The organism is Pseudomonas sp. (assembly GCF_036387035.1).
Taxonomy (GTDB): Bacteria; Pseudomonadota; Gammaproteobacteria; order Pseudomonadales; family Pseudomonadaceae; genus Aquipseudomonas.
Window position 1 is genome coordinate 65,543 of sequence record NZ_DASVUM010000025.1, and the last position, 14,857, is coordinate 80,399.

Annotated in this window: 11 protein-coding genes; 7 read left to right on the forward strand and 4 right to left on the reverse strand. The window is 62.6% G+C overall.

Features of this window, described 5'->3' with window-relative positions:
• Window positions 1–29: 29 nt before the first annotated feature.
• Window positions 30–959, forward strand: a complete 930-nt coding sequence (locus VF672_RS02490) for a polyprenyl synthetase family protein (protein WP_331101108.1) — start codon at window positions 30–32, stop codon at window positions 957–959.
• Here the strand turns inward: VF672_RS02490 and VF672_RS02495 are convergent.
• Window positions 949–1,425, reverse strand: a complete 477-nt coding sequence (locus tag VF672_RS02495) for a hypothetical protein (protein ID WP_331101110.1) — start codon at window positions 1,423–1,425, stop codon at window positions 949–951. The two genes, VF672_RS02490 and VF672_RS02495, sit on opposite strands and share 11 nt — an antisense overlap.
• A gap of 235 nt (window positions 1,426–1,660) precedes the next feature.
• Between VF672_RS02495 and VF672_RS02500 the strand changes: the two genes are divergently transcribed.
• Entirely contained in the window at window positions 1,661–2,476 is an 816-nt protein-coding gene (locus tag VF672_RS02500) for an alpha/beta hydrolase (protein WP_331101112.1), read from the forward strand.
• Entirely contained in the window at window positions 2,466–3,737 is a 1,272-nt protein-coding gene (locus VF672_RS02505; RefSeq protein WP_331101114.1) for a PAS domain-containing sensor histidine kinase, read from the forward strand. The genes VF672_RS02500 and VF672_RS02505 overlap by 11 nt, the downstream gene beginning before the upstream one ends.
• 93 nt (window positions 3,738–3,830) lie before the next feature.
• On the opposite strand, the gene VF672_RS02510 is transcribed toward VF672_RS02505, so the two are convergent.
• Together VF672_RS02510 and VF672_RS02515 are read right to left on the reverse strand one after the other, a co-directional pair.
• Entirely contained in the window at window positions 3,831–5,015 is a 1,185-nt protein-coding gene (locus VF672_RS02510) for a DUF2252 domain-containing protein (RefSeq protein ID WP_331101116.1), read from the reverse strand.
• Between the two features lie 230 nt (window positions 5,016–5,245).
• On the reverse strand, window positions 5,246–8,077 hold the full coding sequence (locus VF672_RS02515) for a sensor domain-containing phosphodiesterase (RefSeq protein ID WP_331101166.1): 2,832 nt from the start codon (window positions 8,075–8,077) through the stop codon (window positions 5,246–5,248).
• 387 nt (window positions 8,078–8,464) lie between these two features.
• On the opposite strand from VF672_RS02515, the gene VF672_RS02520 reads away from it, so the two are divergent.
• The 4 genes from VF672_RS02520 (at window position 8,465) to VF672_RS02535 (ending at window position 13,788) form a co-directional block, all read left to right on the forward strand.
• The gene (locus VF672_RS02520) at window positions 8,465–9,529 is read left to right on the forward strand and encodes an NAD(P)-dependent alcohol dehydrogenase (protein ID WP_331101118.1); all 1,065 of its coding nucleotides are present in this window, start codon (window positions 8,465–8,467) and stop codon (window positions 9,527–9,529) included.
• 358 nt (window positions 9,530–9,887) lie between these two features.
• Window positions 9,888–10,559 (forward strand): (2Fe-2S)-binding protein, encoded by a 672-nt coding sequence (locus VF672_RS02525; protein WP_331101120.1) that lies wholly within the window; start codon window positions 9,888–9,890, stop codon window positions 10,557–10,559.
• Window positions 10,559–11,542 carry a xanthine dehydrogenase family protein subunit M gene (locus tag VF672_RS02530; RefSeq protein WP_331101122.1) on the forward strand — a complete coding sequence of 328 codons (984 nt, stop codon included), beginning with the start codon at window positions 10,559–10,561 and terminating at the stop codon, window positions 11,540–11,542. The genes VF672_RS02525 and VF672_RS02530 overlap by 1 nt, the downstream gene beginning before the upstream one ends.
• 14 nt (window positions 11,543–11,556) lie before the next feature.
• On the forward strand, window positions 11,557–13,788 hold the full coding sequence (locus VF672_RS02535) for a xanthine dehydrogenase family protein molybdopterin-binding subunit (RefSeq protein ID WP_331101124.1): 2,232 nt from the start codon (window positions 11,557–11,559) through the stop codon (window positions 13,786–13,788).
• A gap of 12 nt (window positions 13,789–13,800) precedes the next feature.
• Here VF672_RS02535 and dusA read toward each other — a convergent pair whose 3' ends face one another.
• Entirely contained in the window at window positions 13,801–14,811 is a 1,011-nt protein-coding gene (dusA, locus tag VF672_RS02540; RefSeq protein WP_331101126.1) for a tRNA dihydrouridine(20/20a) synthase DusA, read from the reverse strand.
• Window positions 14,812–14,857: the final 46 nt, after the last annotated feature.

Here is a 14,857-nt window from a genome sequence, read left to right on the forward strand (position 1 = left end):
TATTACCGCTAAAGCATAGGGAAAGACCGATGGCAGGTAACGTCGACACAACAATCAAATCGGGCTTCGCCGGGCGACTGGGAGACGTCCGGTCGGCCATCGAAACACGGCTCTCGGAACTGTTGCCCGAATCCGGCAACGAGCGCGATCTGGTAGCGCTGGCCATGCGGGAATCGACACTCGCCCCAGGCAAGCGCATGCGCCCGGTGCTGTTGGTGCTCGCTGCCGAAGGGCTGGTTGAAAACGGGCGCGACAACAGCCGCACGATCAGGCGTCAGGCCGTGGACCTTGGCTGCGCCGTCGAGATGATTCACGCCGCATCGCTGGTGCTCGACGACATGCCGTGCATGGACAACGCCGCGCTACGGCGTGGTCAGCCAACTGTCCATCTCAAGTTTGGTGAAGACGTCGCGATTCTGACCGCCATCGCCCTGCTCAGCCGCGCGTTCGGAGTGGTCGCCACCATCAGCGACCTCGCCGCCACCACCCGCACCGAACTGGTCGAAGTGCTGGCCAACACCGTCGGCATGCAGGGTTTGGTCCGCGGGCAGTTTCAGGACTTGCGTGACGGCCAGCGCAGCCGCGACGCTGACGAGATCGCCCTGACCAACAACCTGAAAACCGGCGTGCTGTTCGGGGCGATCATGGACATGGCCTGGCTGATCAGCGGCGCCCGGGAAGATCAGCGGCCGCGGCTGCAGAACTTCGCCATGGAACTGGGGCAAGCGTTTCAGATGTACGACGATCTGCGCGACCGCTGCGCAGACAGCGACAAGGACCAGGGCAAGGACGACGGTAAGTCGACCTTCGTCTCGCTCTACGGGGAGGACAAGGTCAAGCGGCAACTGGCGCTGCACCTGTCCAGTGCCGAGCACGCCTTGCGCGAGGTCTACGGCGACGCCTCGACGATCGCCGGTTATCTGCGGCTGATTTTCGAAAAGGCCGCCGTTACCGGCTAGCGGACTGTGATGCCAGCCTGGCGATGGCCTGCTTGAGTTGCTCGCCGTCTGAAAAACGTTCCTGGCGGATGACCGCGCCGTTTTTCAGCATCAGCCATTGCACGGTGTCGCGGTCGCCGTCATAGGCCGAGGCGACCCGGGCGTCACGGTCAAGCATAATGCGGTACTTGGCCGAGCGCATCGCCGGCACCGCCACCATTTTCACCAGAGACGGCATTTTTTCTATGTCGGCGACATACACAACGTGGCGCTGTTCCAGATAACCCTCAGGGTCGTCTTCAAGGGCGGCGTTGACCATCTTCGCCGCTGACATGCTGCGCGCGATCAACAGCACCTGCGCCTGGTCGTCCAGCGTGTAGGCCTTGTCGAACTGGTCGAGCAGCGTCCATTTGGCGATCGGCTGAGGCGCGTCCTGGGCGAAGGCGTTGAGACTGAAGAACAGAGCAAGGGCCGCAAATTGCCGCATGGTGTAAATCCCTTTAGCAGGAAGATTAATAAGGGGTGCGTTCAAACAGCGCCAGACGAGCCAATAGCACTGTGGTCTCCTGGAGCCAGTTTCCGGATCACCCAACGAAGCGTGCGGCAATTTACCAGCAAGCGGTCCCGGCGGTTCGCTCGTTATGGGTTTTGCTGCGTGATTTATCGCCGATAACCCTATAGGCTCGGGACTCTCGCGCCTACGGCTATTTTTTCGGACCCTCATGAACCTTCAGCAGCGCAACAACGTGCAAGTCATGGGTCACGGCCGGGCGACCCTTGTTTTTTCTCACGGCTTTGGTTGCGATCAAGCCATGTGGCGCTTTCTTGCTCCCCATTACACCGATCGTTTCAAGGTGGTGCTCTACGATCTGGTGGGCGCGGGCAATTCGATGTTCGGGGCCTACGACCGGGATAAATACGCCACGTTGAACGGCTACGCCCAAGACCTCACCGAACTCATCCGCGCGTTCGCCACGAGCCCTGTCATCCTCGTCGGCCATTCGGTCAGCGCGATGATCGGCGTATTGGCAGACCGACAAACCCCGGGACTGATCGCCGCCCATGTGATGATCGGCCCCTCGCCCTGCTACGTTGACTCCGATGGCTACGTCGGTGGATTCTCCGAGGAGGACGTGCACTCGCTGCTCGATACCCTGGACAGCAACTACCTCGGCTGGTCCAGCACCATGGCGCCGGTCATCATGGGCGCACCGGGTCAACCGGCGCTGGGCGAAGAACTGACCAACAGCTTCTGCCGCACCGACCCGGAGATCGCCAAGCAGTTCGCCCGGGTCACGTTCCTCTCGGACAACCGTCAGGACGTAGAAGGCCTGACCACGCCCACGTTGATCCTGCAGTCGACCGAGGACTTGATCGCCCCGGTTGCCGTCGGTGATTACCTGCATGCCGCGCTGCCCGACAGCACCCTGAAACTGGTCGACAACGTCGGGCATTGTCCGCACTTAAGCGCGCCGGCTGCGTGTTCAGATGCAATGGACGACTTTCTCGGACCGTGGGTGACCCTTCATGGCGAGTGACGTCTGCACCCCTCCAGACCTCGTCGAGTTGTTTGAAGGGGCGCCATGCGGGCTGGTGGTCACTGATGAAGACGGGCGGATTCTGCGCGCCAACCGCACGTTCTGCGACTGGCTGGGCTACACCAGCGCCGAGTTGAGCGGCCGGCCGTTTCAGAACTTGCTCACGGTCGGGGGGCGCATTTTCCACCAGACCCACTGGGCCCCATTGATGCGGTTGCAAGGGTCGGTGGCCGAGGTCAAGTTGAGCATCATCCATCGCGACCGGCGCCCGATCATCATGCTGCTCAACGGCGTGCGCCGGGAACATGAAGGCAAGGCTTACAACGAACTGGCATTTTTCGGCACTGCCGATCGGGACAAATACGAACGCGAGCTGCTGAAGGCACGTCAGGCGGCGGAAGACCTGCTGAAGGAAAAAACCGCTGCCGAAGCCGCGTTGCATCAGGCTCAGGCGGAGCTTAGCGAGGCTTACGAGACTGCCCAGCGGCGCGCAACCTTCGCTGAACAAATGGTCGCCATCGCCAGCCACGACCTCAAAAATCCCCTGACCGGGATCAAGATGGCTACCGACCTCCTTGCTCGCGGCGACCGCACTGCGCAGGAAAAACGACTGTTCAAGCATGTCGGGGACTCGGTCCAGCGCGCCAACCGGATGATCGCTGACTTGCTCGACCTGACGGTGATACGGGTCGGGCGGGGCATCAGCGTCAATGCGACGGAAGTGGACCTGCACACGTTCACCGGCCACTGCGTCGAGGAGCTGCGTGTCGCCTTCCCGCATGCCGAGCTGCAGCACCGCTCGAACGGCACGGCGGTCGTGCAGCTGGACAACGATCGTCTGTTTCAGGTGATCGGCAACCTCACGGCAAACAGCGTGGCCTATGGCGACGTCACAAAGCCCGTCACCATCGCCTCCTCCCTGCATGCGGGCACGGTGGTGATCTCCGTGCACAACTTCGGTCCGGTTATTCCCGAAGACCAACGCGCCAGCCTGTTCGAGCCGCTGATCCGCGGCGCGGACATTCATGCCGATTTACGCAGCGTTGGCCTGGGCCTGTTTATCGTCCGGGAAATCGCCCGGGCCCATGGCGGCGATGTGTCAGTGATGTCGGATGCGGTTGACGGGACAACCTTTACCGTACGGTTTGCGCAGCGTGCCGTCGAAGTCGTCGAAGTCGTCGAATCATGCCCGCCGACAGGGTTGATGCCGGCGCCTGAGCGTGCGGGAGCGAACGGCCTCCGGATTCGTCGGGGGACCTGACACCGGGTCCAGAGTGCAAACCGCTTTCGCCAGCAAGCCGGCTCCCACAGGCCTTGTCTCGATCAGTCCGACATCATCTCGTCCAAGCCTGAATCAATTTGCCAGCGCGTAACGCCGGCAGTGTTCCAGATACCCCTGTTCGTGGCTGCCCACCAATTGCACGACGTTGCTCCACAGCCAGGACGGTGCGTCGAGCGTCTGCGAGCGGTTGAGCTGCAGTTCGCGCATCCACGACGAGCGTGTCGCCAGGTCCATCTGCCGGGCGTGGGCCAGGCCGACGACGCGGGCCAGGTAACCGGCGGCTTTCATGGCTTCGCGCTCACTCAGTTGATCGAGCTCAAGCTTCATGTCCTGAGGCAGCAGCTCGCGGATGAAGAAGCCGTGATCAAGGATGCGCGTGGCGATCATGCGGTTGCCCAGCCCCGGAGACAGGTGCCGCGCGCCTTCCACCACGCGCTTGCCGTTGTCCCGGGGCATCCCGGCACGCGGGGTTCGCGGTGCGGCGGCCGCGACGGCTTCCTTCACGTCGAGCAGGCAATACTCCTGATCTTCGTCATCGCCCACGCTCAGCAAGACTGCGTAGCGCAGCAGCCCCAGAGAACTGCATCCCTTCACCCAATACGCGCAATCGAGCATCTCGACGCGGTCGTCCCGGGATCGGCCCTTCAGCGACGTCACCAGCGCATGAATCTCCGGCGTCGTGCACAGCGTCTTCAGCGCGTCGCGCTCGGCACGGGACAGCGACCAGAAGTGTTTGCCCAGCGGGATGGTCGGATGCGTGTCTTCGATGCGTTCTTGGGCAAGGTGCTTCCAGGTCCGTTGAACCGCGCTGCGCATCCCCGCTTTCACCTGCGCCGGGCGGGCGGGCTCCTCGTCGTCGCCATCCTCAAAGGCCAGTTCGTAACCCTGCATCATCGCTTCGAGCATTCTCGCGGTGGCGACGCCGGGCAAGTCAGAACCCCGGGCAGCCGTGGCCAGCGACAGCGCCAGGCGCACCAGATCGTGGGCCGGGTTGCCGATGACGGTCTGGTCCAGATCGCGGATGTGAATATCGATGCGGCCTTTGGAATCCCCGGTCGGGCCCAGATTGCCCGCATGGCAATCACCGCAGATCCACACCGGCGGACCACTGGGCAGGCGTCGGCCCGACTGGCTGTGCAGCCATTGGTAGAACTGCACCGTGCTGCCGCGCACGTAGGCGTGGGCAGAACGGGCCATCTTCAGATTACGTAACTCGTTGAGCGGTTCGAGGCGTGCGGAGGGTCGAGGGGTCTTCATGAAGAATTCTTTGCAGGGAGGTGTAGCATTGACTCGTGGGGAAGAGAAATGTTGCGGAATGTTTCTGGATATCGCGTTTTGAGCACTCAAGGTGCAACGGTCATTGCACCGCTTACACAAAGGGCACGATCCCATTCATGTTTTCGCTCGCCGGTCACCCAACCACTCACCTGCCGGCGGGGCGACATGGTGGCAGCATCGAGGAGATAACGAGCCGTTTTCGCGACCCTCTATCGCAATGCGCTCAAATCCAGCCGGTCTTGCGGCACCGGCATCGAGAAGTAATACCCCTGCGCCTGCCCTGCACCCATTTCCCGCAAGAGTTCCAGCGTCGCGGCGTCTTCAACACCCTCCGCCACGACCGTCAGCCCGAGGGATTCGGCCATGCGCACGATCGCCCGAACAATGGCCCGGCTACGTGAGCTGGTGGTCAGTTCAAGGGTGAACGACTTGTCGATCTTCAGGCCGCTAAAGTGGTACTGGTGCACGTAACTGAGGGACGAGAACCCGGCACCGAAGTCATCGAGCACCACTGACACGCCGTTGTCGGCCAGATGCTTCATGGCCTGGCGCGCCAGCTCAGGCTCGGCGACCAGCGCGCCCTCGGTCAACTCCAGACAAATGCGCGACGGCGCCACCCCATGCTGGCTCAGCAAGCCGAGCACTTCGCTGGAAAACTCGGGGCGGGTGATGCTGTAACTGGAGCAGTTGACGTGAACCGTCGGCCAATGGGCGTGATCGGGATGGGCGAGTATCACCACCACCTGCTGCAGCATGTAAAGGTCCAGCCGGCCGATCAGGCGCAGGCCTTCCAGGGCGGGCAGGAACTCCCCCGGCGCGACGATCCGGCCATCGGCCTGACGCCAGCGAATGAGCGCTTCGAGGGCCAGAATCCGGCCGCTCGCCACATCAATGATCGGCTGAAAATACGGCAGCAGTTCGTCGGTGCGCTTGAGCGCGTTGCGCAGCGCGGTCTCCTGCTCCATCTGGTCGGACACCTCGCGGCGCACTTCCTGGTTGAACACGGCGTAGCTGTCGCGCCCGGCGTTCTTGACCCGGTACATGGCGGTGTCGGCGTCCCGCAGCAGGTCCGCCGGCTCGTTGTGAAACTGCAGGTCAGCGCCGACCACGCCGATGCTGCACGACGAAAACACGGCGTGGCCATCGATGTAGAACGGCATGTCGAACGCCAGCAGGATGCCCTCGGCGATCGCCACCGTCACATCCGGCGGTGCGCCGTAGGCCAGCACCGCGAATTCATCGCCGCCCAGGCGCGCGAGCAGATCGCCTTCACGCATGCAATGGCGCAAGCGGTCAGCGGCCTGGATCAGCAACAGATCGCCCGAGTGATGGCCGAGGCTGTCGTTGACCATCTTGAAGCGGTCGAGGTCGATGAACATCACCGCCAGGTCGTCGCCCTTGTCGCAAAAATCCTGCCACGCGCCTTTGAGCCGCTGTTGCAGATAGCTGCGATTGGGCAGCCCGGTCAGCGCGTCGTGGGCGTTTTCGTGTTGCAGCTTGGCGTTGGCATAATCCAGCTCACGGGTGCGTGCCTGAACCCGCGCTTCCAGACGTAGATTGGCGGTGTGAACAGCTTCGGCGGCGCTGCGCCGGGACAGGGCCGTGTCAATGTGGCGCGAGACAAAGGTCAGCAGTTCCTGATCACGCAGCGAATAGCTGACGTGGGACGAATAGCTCTGCACCGCCAGCACGCCACGCACCACACTGCCGTCGAACAAGGGGATGCCAAGCCAGGAGCTGGAACGATTGACTTCGTTCTGCAGGGTGATTTCGCCAATGCTTTCCAGCCAGCGCGCCTCGACGCCGTCGATCAGGCAAGGCCGACGCTGGCGGATGACGTATTCGGTAAAGCCGCGTTCACCACGGCGCGGGTCGGGCCGTCGGGTGAGGCGTTCGTCCACGTAGTACGGGAAGGTCACCTCACCGGTGGCGTCGTCGAACAGCGCGATATAGAAGTTCAAGGCAAACAGCAGTTCGCCAACAATGCCGTGCAGGCTCTTGAACAGGTCCGTCATGTCGCCAGGCTGGCTGGACAGTTCGGTGATCTGGAACAGCGCGCTCTGCAGATGCTCGGCGCGTTCGCGGTCCGCCACCTCGTTTCTCAGGGCGTCGTTGAGCCGGGACAGCTCAAGGGTACGGCGGGCAACGGTTTCTTCCAGTTGCGCACGGTGCAGAATACGGTCTAGGGCCATGGCCACGTGACGGGCCACCACCAGAAACAGCTCCTGGTCCTCGACACTGTACACCCGCGCCACATCGTAGACCTGCATCGCCAGCATGCCGAAGATGTCGTCAGACGCGTTTTTCAGCGGCGCGCCCATCCAGAACTCGGGGCGATGGCCCACGCAATGAAACCGGTCCAGCGCCCGCGCCCGCTCGATCGCCTCCCCGTCGACAAACAGCGCCTGCTCGGTGGTCAGCACGTAACCGGTCATGGACAGCCGCTCGGGATCGAGAAACTCGTAGGTTTCCGCTTCGAGGGCATCGACGTCGGTGATGTCGATGTAATAAGGATAAGTGATTTTGCCGCTGTGGCTTTCGTACAGCGCCAGGTAGAAGTTTTCCGCGTCAATCAGGGTCGAGAGCTGTTTGTGCACGCCCTGGAGGAACGCTGAACGGTCGCGGGTCGAGCTGGCCAGGTAAGTGATTTCATAAAGCACCCGTTGGGTGGCTTGGGCGCGCGCCAGCGCATCGGTTTGCAGGCGCAGCCCAAGACGTCCGGCCAACTCGGCGAAGAACGGGTCGTCGCTCTGCACCTCGGGGGTCAGCAACCAGCCCAGTGCGGACTCGCCATGGCCTGTCACCCAACGCTGCAACTGGTGCCCGCGGCAGTAACTGTCGAAATCCTCGCGCGGGATCAAGGTTGGCCAGGCCGTCGCGGGACTCCCCTGCCCCAACAAGTGCATGTGCTGCCCTGCGCGGTAGGCGGCCCAATTCAACGTTGGGGCAGCATCCCGAGCGGCGCGAAGCAGGGCATCCAGCGAATTCTCCGCCGTCAATCCAGCCACGGCGAGCGCGCCGCTATTACCTGAGGCGTGCATGCGCGCGTCGGCAATCGGCGTGTACCCGGAGAGGGTTGAGAGTGGGGAATTCATAGGCGCTCCATTGCCAGCGTGGGACTGAGCTATCTTCATGGGGTGTGACAGATGGTTGCAAGCGGCATATTCGCATTTGCGGTCTAATCGCGACGAAAAAAATGAATTCCGCGACGTGTGGTGGCATTCCGCTTCACCCTATACCTTTAGCGGCCTGCGGATGGAAAGATTGAGCAGGCACTCTCGCCTCGAACAGCACGTCATGCAGCGCCTCACATAGCCCACCCATAGCCCGGCAGTAACGGTTTCATCTTCCGACACTGACCTTTGAGCGCCCGCGCCTGTCATTGAAGGGTGTCGTACTTTTTTAGCCCCACTGGAGACGATCTTCCAATGATCAAGACTTACAGCTATGCCGCACAAAAACCCACTGACAAGCTGGCCCCGTTGCAGATCGAGCGCCGCGAACCGGGCGCCGATGACGTGCAGATCGACATCCTGTTCTGCGGCGTCTGCCACTCGGACCTGCACACCGCGCGCAACGAATGGAACAACACCCTTTACCCCTCGGTGCCGGGCCACGAAATCGTCGGCAAGGTCACTGCAGTCGGCGCCAACGTCACCCACTTCAAGATCGGCGATCTGGCCGGCGTCGGTTGCATGGTCGACAGCTGTCAGCACTGCGCGTCCTGCGCCGAAGGCGAAGAGCAATACTGCGAGAACGGCTTCACCGGTACTTACAACGGCCCGGTGTTTGGCGGCGAGAACACCTTCGGTGGCTACTCCGAAAAGATCGTGGTGAAAGAGAAGTTCGTGCTGAAGATTTCCCACAGCGACAACCTGGCGGCGGTCGCCCCGCTGCTCTGCGCCGGGATCACCACCTACTCGCCGCTGCACCACTGGAAAGTCGGCCCGGGCAAGAAGGTCGGCGTTGTCGGACTGGGTGGTCTGGGTCATATGGCGGTGAAAATCGCTCATGCCATGGGCGCGCACGTCGTGCTGTTCACCACGTCGCCGAACAAGCGTGAAGACGGCCTGCGCCTGGGCGCCGATGAAGTCATCGTGTCCAAAAACCCTGATGAAATGGCCACCCAGACCAATCAGCTCGATTTCATCCTCAACACCGTGGCCGCGCCGCACAACCTTGACCCGTTCCTGAACCTGCTCAAGCGTGACGGCACCATGACCCTGGTGGGCGCTCCGGATCAGCCGCACCCGTCGCCGGGCGTGTTCAACCTGATCTTCAAACGCCGCAGCCTGGCCGGTTCGCTCATCGGTGGCATTCAGGAAACCCAGGAAATGCTGGATTTCTGCGCCAGGCACGGCATCGTCTCCGACATCGAGATGATCCACATGAAGGACATCAACGAAGCCTACGAGCGCATGATCAAGGGCGATGTGAAATACCGCTTCGTCATCGACATGGCAACCTTGAAGGAAGAAGCGTCAGCCGCCTGACGCCTGCGGACGCGGGCCGGTTCGCCGGCCCGGGTCAACCGCAACATGCTGTGGTTTTTCCGCCTGATAAATATCGGCAACCATCCCCCGGTGCATTGGTCACAAGACCTTAGCCACCGCCGCACCGCTTGTTTAACGGATCCTCAAAAAGCGCCAGCCCTCGCTGCTGACCCAAGCGCCCACGGATTCGTGAGCAAGACTCACAACGGCATGCACGAATTCTACTGAATGCGCTGCCTGCGCATTGGTTATCTTTGGAAACTGCCGTTACTCCAGCCGCTCCATCTGTCGTCCCTGCCCGCGCGTCCGCCCACCGTCGGCCGCCAGGTCCGTCCCAACGCTGACGAGGAACCTGTTCATGACCGATCAGCCTGATCATCCCGACAAAAAAGAAGCGTCTTGCGACCTCAAGGCCTTCACCGTTCCCTCCCGCCGTAATTTTCTGAAGTCCATCGGCGTGTCCAGCCTCGCTGCCGCGACCGCGCCGATCTGGACCCAGGCGCTGGAAGCACAGGCCGCTGTCGCCGACGACCTCGACCCGCCTGCCGCTGACGAGCGACGCATGACCCTCAAGGTCAACGGCCAGGCGCACACGCTCAACCTGCCGGCCAACGCGGCGCTGCTGGACGTGCTGCGCGACCGCCTGCAGCTCACCGGCACCAAAAAAGGCTGCGACCATGGCCAGTGCGGCGCCTGCACCGTCCACGTCAACGGCGTGGCGATCAATTCGTGCCTGTCCCTTGCAGCGATGCACGAAGGCGACAGCATCACCACCATCGAAGGCCTGGCGCAAAACGGCACGCTGCACCCGGTGCAGGAAGCCTTCTGGGAGCATGACGCCTACCAGTGCGGTTATTGCACCTCCGGGCAGATCATGAGCGCGGCCGCGTTGTTGCAAGACAAAAACATCGGCACCGACGACCACAGCGTGCGCGAAGCCATGAGCGGCAACATCTGCCGTTGCGGCGCGTACAAGAACATCCTCGCGGCGATCCAGTCGGCGCGCATCAAAGTCCGGGAGGTGATCTGATGAGAGCCTTTGATTACGTGCGCGCCAACAGCGTCGAACAGGCCGTGGCGACCCATGCGAAAAGCCCCGCGACGTTCTACCTGGCCGGCGGCACCACCTTGCTCGACCTGGTCAAGCTGGACATCATGCCGGCCGATCATGTGATTGACGTCAACCACCTTTCGCTCAAGCAGGTCGAGGTGCAAAAGGACGGCAGCGTGCGCATCGGCGCGTTGGTCAGCAATACCGACCTGGCCCATCACCCGTACGTCGTCGAGCACTACGCCGTGCTGTCCCAGGCGCTGCTGTCCGGTGCCACCACGCAGTTGCGCAACAAGGCCACCACGGCGGGCAATGTCATGCAGCGGGTGCGCTGCAACTATTTTCGCGACGGGTATTCGCCCTGCAACAAGCGCGAACCGGGCTCGGGTTGCGCCGCCATCGACGGCCATAACCGCAGCGTTCACGCGGTGCTGGGCACCAGCGATCAGTGCATCGCCACCCACCCTTCGGACATGTGCGTGGCGATGGCCGCCATCGGTGCGACGGTCGAGGTGCAGGGGCCGAAGGGCACGCGCAGTGTCGATTTTGCCGATTTCCACCTGTTGCCCGGCGCGACGCCGTGGAAAGAGCACGCCCTGCAGGACGATGAGTTGATCACCCACGTGGTGCTCACCGCCCCCATGCCGGGTAACAAGTCCGCTTACCTGAAGCTGCGTGACCGCGCCTCGTACCAGTTCGCCCTGGCGTCCAGCGCCGTGATCGTGGTGATGGACGGCGACACCGTGCGCGAAGCGCGCGTGGCGCTGGGTGGCGTCGGCACCAAGCCCTGGCGTTCGGTGGAAGCCGAGCAAGCGTTGAAGGGTCAAGCGCTGACGCCGCAGACCCTCGAAAACGTCGCCGCCATCGCCCTCAAAGGCGCCAAAGCCTATCGCCACAACGCCTACAAGATCGCTTTAGGCCAACAGGCCATCGTGCGCAACCTCGCCACCTTGACTGCCTGACCGGAGGATTCACCATGACTGACGCAATGATTGGCTCGGGACCGCGCCGCATCGATGGCCAGCGCAAGGTCACCGGCAGCGCGATGTACGCGTCCGACCATCACCTGAAAAACATGGCGTACGGCTACGGCGTGTTCAGCACGGTGGCCAGCGGCAAGATCACTGGCCTGGAACTGGACGCGGCGCGTAAATCGCCGGGTGTGCTGGAGATTCTGCACCACGGCAATTTCCCGCCGCTTTACCACAACTCGACACTGCCCATGTCGTTCGCGCAGATCCTCAAGGCGGCCAAGTCCGACGAAAGCCGTTTGCCGTTCGAAGACGACACCGTGCATTACGCCGGCCAGTTCGTCGCCCTGGTCGTGGCCGATACCTTTGAGCACGCCCGCGCCGCAGCGTACAAAATCAAGGTCAGTTACAGCGTAACCGACGCGGTGGCGAACCTGGAGCAAGGCTTGAAAGCCGGCTCATTGCAGGACGGCAGCCCGAACCACAGCCGGGGTGACGCCGCCGCTGCCTTCGACAGCGCGGCCCACCGCATCGACACCACCTATTCGACACCGGTGGAAACCCATAACCCGATGGAGATGCACGCCACGGTCGCCAGTTGGGAAGACGGCCGGCTGATCGTTTACGAGGCCACTCAAGGCGTGGTTGCCCATCGCAATTCCCTGGCGAAAATCTTCGGCATGATCCCGGAAAAGGTCGAGGTGCGCGCGCCGTTCATTGGCTCCGGGTTTGGCAGCAAGCTGTGGATCTGGCCCCATTCGGTCGCGGCCTGCGCGGCGGCCAAAGTGCTCAATCGGCCGGTGCAACTGGTCGTGCCGCGCCAGCAAATGTTCACTACCACAGGCCACCGCCCGGAAACCCGTCAGCGTATGCGCCTGGCCACCGATGACAAAGGCAAGCTGGTGTCGGTGCGCCACGAATCTATCAACACCACATCCTTCACCGACCCGTACAAGGAAAACTGCGGGACCTCGACCAAGAGCCTGTACAGCTGCGCGAACGTGCTGGTCACCCATAAGATCATCGAGGTCAATCGCGGCACGCCGACCTCCATGCGTGCGCCAGGCGCGGCGCCGGGGCTGTTCGCGCTGGAATCGGCCATGGACGAAATGGCCGAGCAGGTCGGCATGGACCCGCTGGAGTTTCGCAAGCTGAACGTGTCAGAGCGCGACGAAAGCCAGAACCTGCCGTGGTCGAGCAATCACCTGCAGGAGTGCATCGACAAGGCCGCCGAGCGCTTCGGCTGGGGCCAACGCAACCCGACGCCGGGCTCAATGAAAGACGGCACTGAGATCATCGGCTACGGCATGGCCGCCTGTAACTGGGACGCCTATCGGACGCCGGCGGAGGCGCAAGTGTCGCTGCGCGCCGACGGCACGGCCTGGGCCATTTGCGGTGTGCAGGACATAGGCACCGGCACTTACACCATCGTCGCTCAAGTGGTCAGCAGCATCACCGGCATCCCGCTGGACAAGATCGAAGTGGAACTGGGCAATTCATCGTTCCCGCCCGCGCCGGTTTCGGGCGGGTCATGGGCCACCGCGAGCGTTCTGCCCGCCATCGCTGAAGCCACACGCCAGGCCGTAGAACAGTTGAAGGCGTTTGCGACCGCGCCCAAGGGCGTGTTTGCCGGGGCGAAAGCCGATCAGCTGAGTTTCGAACAGGGTCAATTGAAAAGCGGTGACAAGGCGTTTGCCATCGCCGACGTGCTCAAGGCGCAAAAGCAGGCCAACGCTTTTGGTGAAGCAAAAACCGGGATGAACGACACCAGCAAGCACTCTTTCCGCTCCTTCGGCGTGCACTTTGTCGAAGTGCGCTGGGATCCGGGCATTTCACGACTGCGCGTGGCGCGGGTGGTGAGTGCAATTGACGTGGGCAAGGTGATCAACCAGAAAACCGCGCTCAATCAGGTGGAAGGCGCGATCGTCATGGGCGTGGGCATGGCGCTGTTCGAGGCCACCGACTTTGATGAGCGCAACGGCATGCCGGTGAACAACAATTACGCCGAGTACGTGGTGCCGGTGCATGCCGACCAGCCGGACATCGACGTGATTCTGCTGGACTACCCGGATCTGGAGCTCAACGAGTTCGGCGCTCGCGGCATCGGTGAAATCGGTATCACCGGGCTTGCCGCTGCGGTCGCCAACGCCGTCTCCCACGCCACCGGCAAGCGCATCCGCGACCTGCCGATCACCCTGGATAAACTGATGGAGTGGCCGCCGTCGATGAAGGTCTAAACGGCCGCGGACTCACCGCCCCTCCAGCAATTCCCCTGCGCGATCCAGCAAGCCCAGGGGATCGTCCGTCTTGTGGATGTCCACGGACAGCATCTGCCGAAACTTGCGGGCACCGGGGAAGCCGGTGCCCAGGCCCAGCACGTGACGGGTGATGTGGTGCATCGACCCGCCCTCGCCAAGGTGCGCGGCGACATAGGGCCGTAGCTGCGACAGAGCCTCGGCGCGGGTGATCTGCGGTGCGTCGCTGCCGAACAGTTCGCGATCCACCTCCGCCAGCAGGTACGGGTTGTGATATGCCTCACGCCCGAGCATCACGCCATCGAAGGTATTCAATTGCTCCCGGCATTGCTCCAGGGTCTTGATGCCGCCGTTGAGGACGATCTCCAGCTCGGGAAAGTCCTGCTTGAGCTGCGCAGCGATGTCATAGCGCAACGGCGGAATGTCACGGTTCTCCTTGGGCGACAGGCCCTCGAGGATGGCGATGCGGGCGTGCACCGTGAAGCTGGTGCAGCCGGCGTCGCGCACGGTGCCGACAAACGCGCAGAGCTGTTCGTAACTGTCGCGACCATTGATGCCGATGCGGTGCTTGACCGTGACCGGAATCGTCACCGCGTCACGCATGGCCTTCACGCAATCAGCCACCAGCTGCGGATGGCCCATCAACACCGCACCAATCATGTTGTTCTGCACCCGGTCGCTCGGGCAGCCAACGTTGAGGTTGACTTCATCATAGCCCGCTGCCTGCGCCAGACGCGCGCACGCGGCGAGGTCGGCGGGATTGCTGCCGCCCAGTTGCAAGGCCAGGGGGTGCTCTGCCTCGTCGTGGCGCAAGAAGCGCTCGGTGTCGCCGTGGAGCAAGGCGCCGGTGGTGACCATCTCGGTGTAGAGCAGCGCGTTTTTCGACAGCAGACGCAGGAAGAATCGGCAGTGGCGGTCCGTCCAGTCCATCATCGGGGCAACGGAGAAACGCCGTGAAGGCTCGGACGGCAGATGGTCAGCGTGAGGTGCGGTGGTCGGCAACATGAGGCAGATAAAGAGGTCGGGCGAAGAGGACGCGCAGTCTAACAGT

Bases quoted from the DNA above. Each gene is read 5' to 3' on its own strand.
- VF672_RS02505 (WP_331101114.1), top strand. From the start codon at position 2,466: ATGGCGAGTGACGTCTGCACCCCTCCAGACCTCGTCGAGTTGTTTGAA.
- VF672_RS02515 (WP_331101166.1), bottom strand. From the start codon at position 8,077: ATGCACGCCTCAGGTAATAGCGGCGCGCTCGCCGTGGCTGGATTGACG.
- VF672_RS02490 (WP_331101108.1), top strand. From the start codon at position 30: ATGGCAGGTAACGTCGACACAACAATCAAATCGGGCTTCGCCGGGCGA.
- VF672_RS02535 (WP_331101124.1), top strand. From the start codon at position 11,557: ATGACTGACGCAATGATTGGCTCGGGACCGCGCCGCATCGATGGCCAG.
- VF672_RS02510 (WP_331101116.1), bottom strand. From the start codon at position 5,015: ATGAAGACCCCTCGACCCTCCGCACGCCTCGAACCGCTCAACGAGTTA.
- VF672_RS02495 (WP_331101110.1), bottom strand. From the start codon at position 1,425: ATGCGGCAATTTGCGGCCCTTGCTCTGTTCTTCAGTCTCAACGCCTTC.
- dusA (WP_331101126.1), bottom strand. From the start codon at position 14,811: ATGTTGCCGACCACCGCACCTCACGCTGACCATCTGCCGTCCGAGCCT.
- VF672_RS02520 (WP_331101118.1), top strand. From the start codon at position 8,465: ATGATCAAGACTTACAGCTATGCCGCACAAAAACCCACTGACAAGCTG.
- VF672_RS02530 (WP_331101122.1), top strand. From the start codon at position 10,559: ATGAGAGCCTTTGATTACGTGCGCGCCAACAGCGTCGAACAGGCCGTG.
- VF672_RS02500 (WP_331101112.1), top strand. From the start codon at position 1,661: ATGAACCTTCAGCAGCGCAACAACGTGCAAGTCATGGGTCACGGCCGG.
- VF672_RS02525 (WP_331101120.1), top strand. From the start codon at position 9,888: ATGACCGATCAGCCTGATCATCCCGACAAAAAAGAAGCGTCTTGCGAC.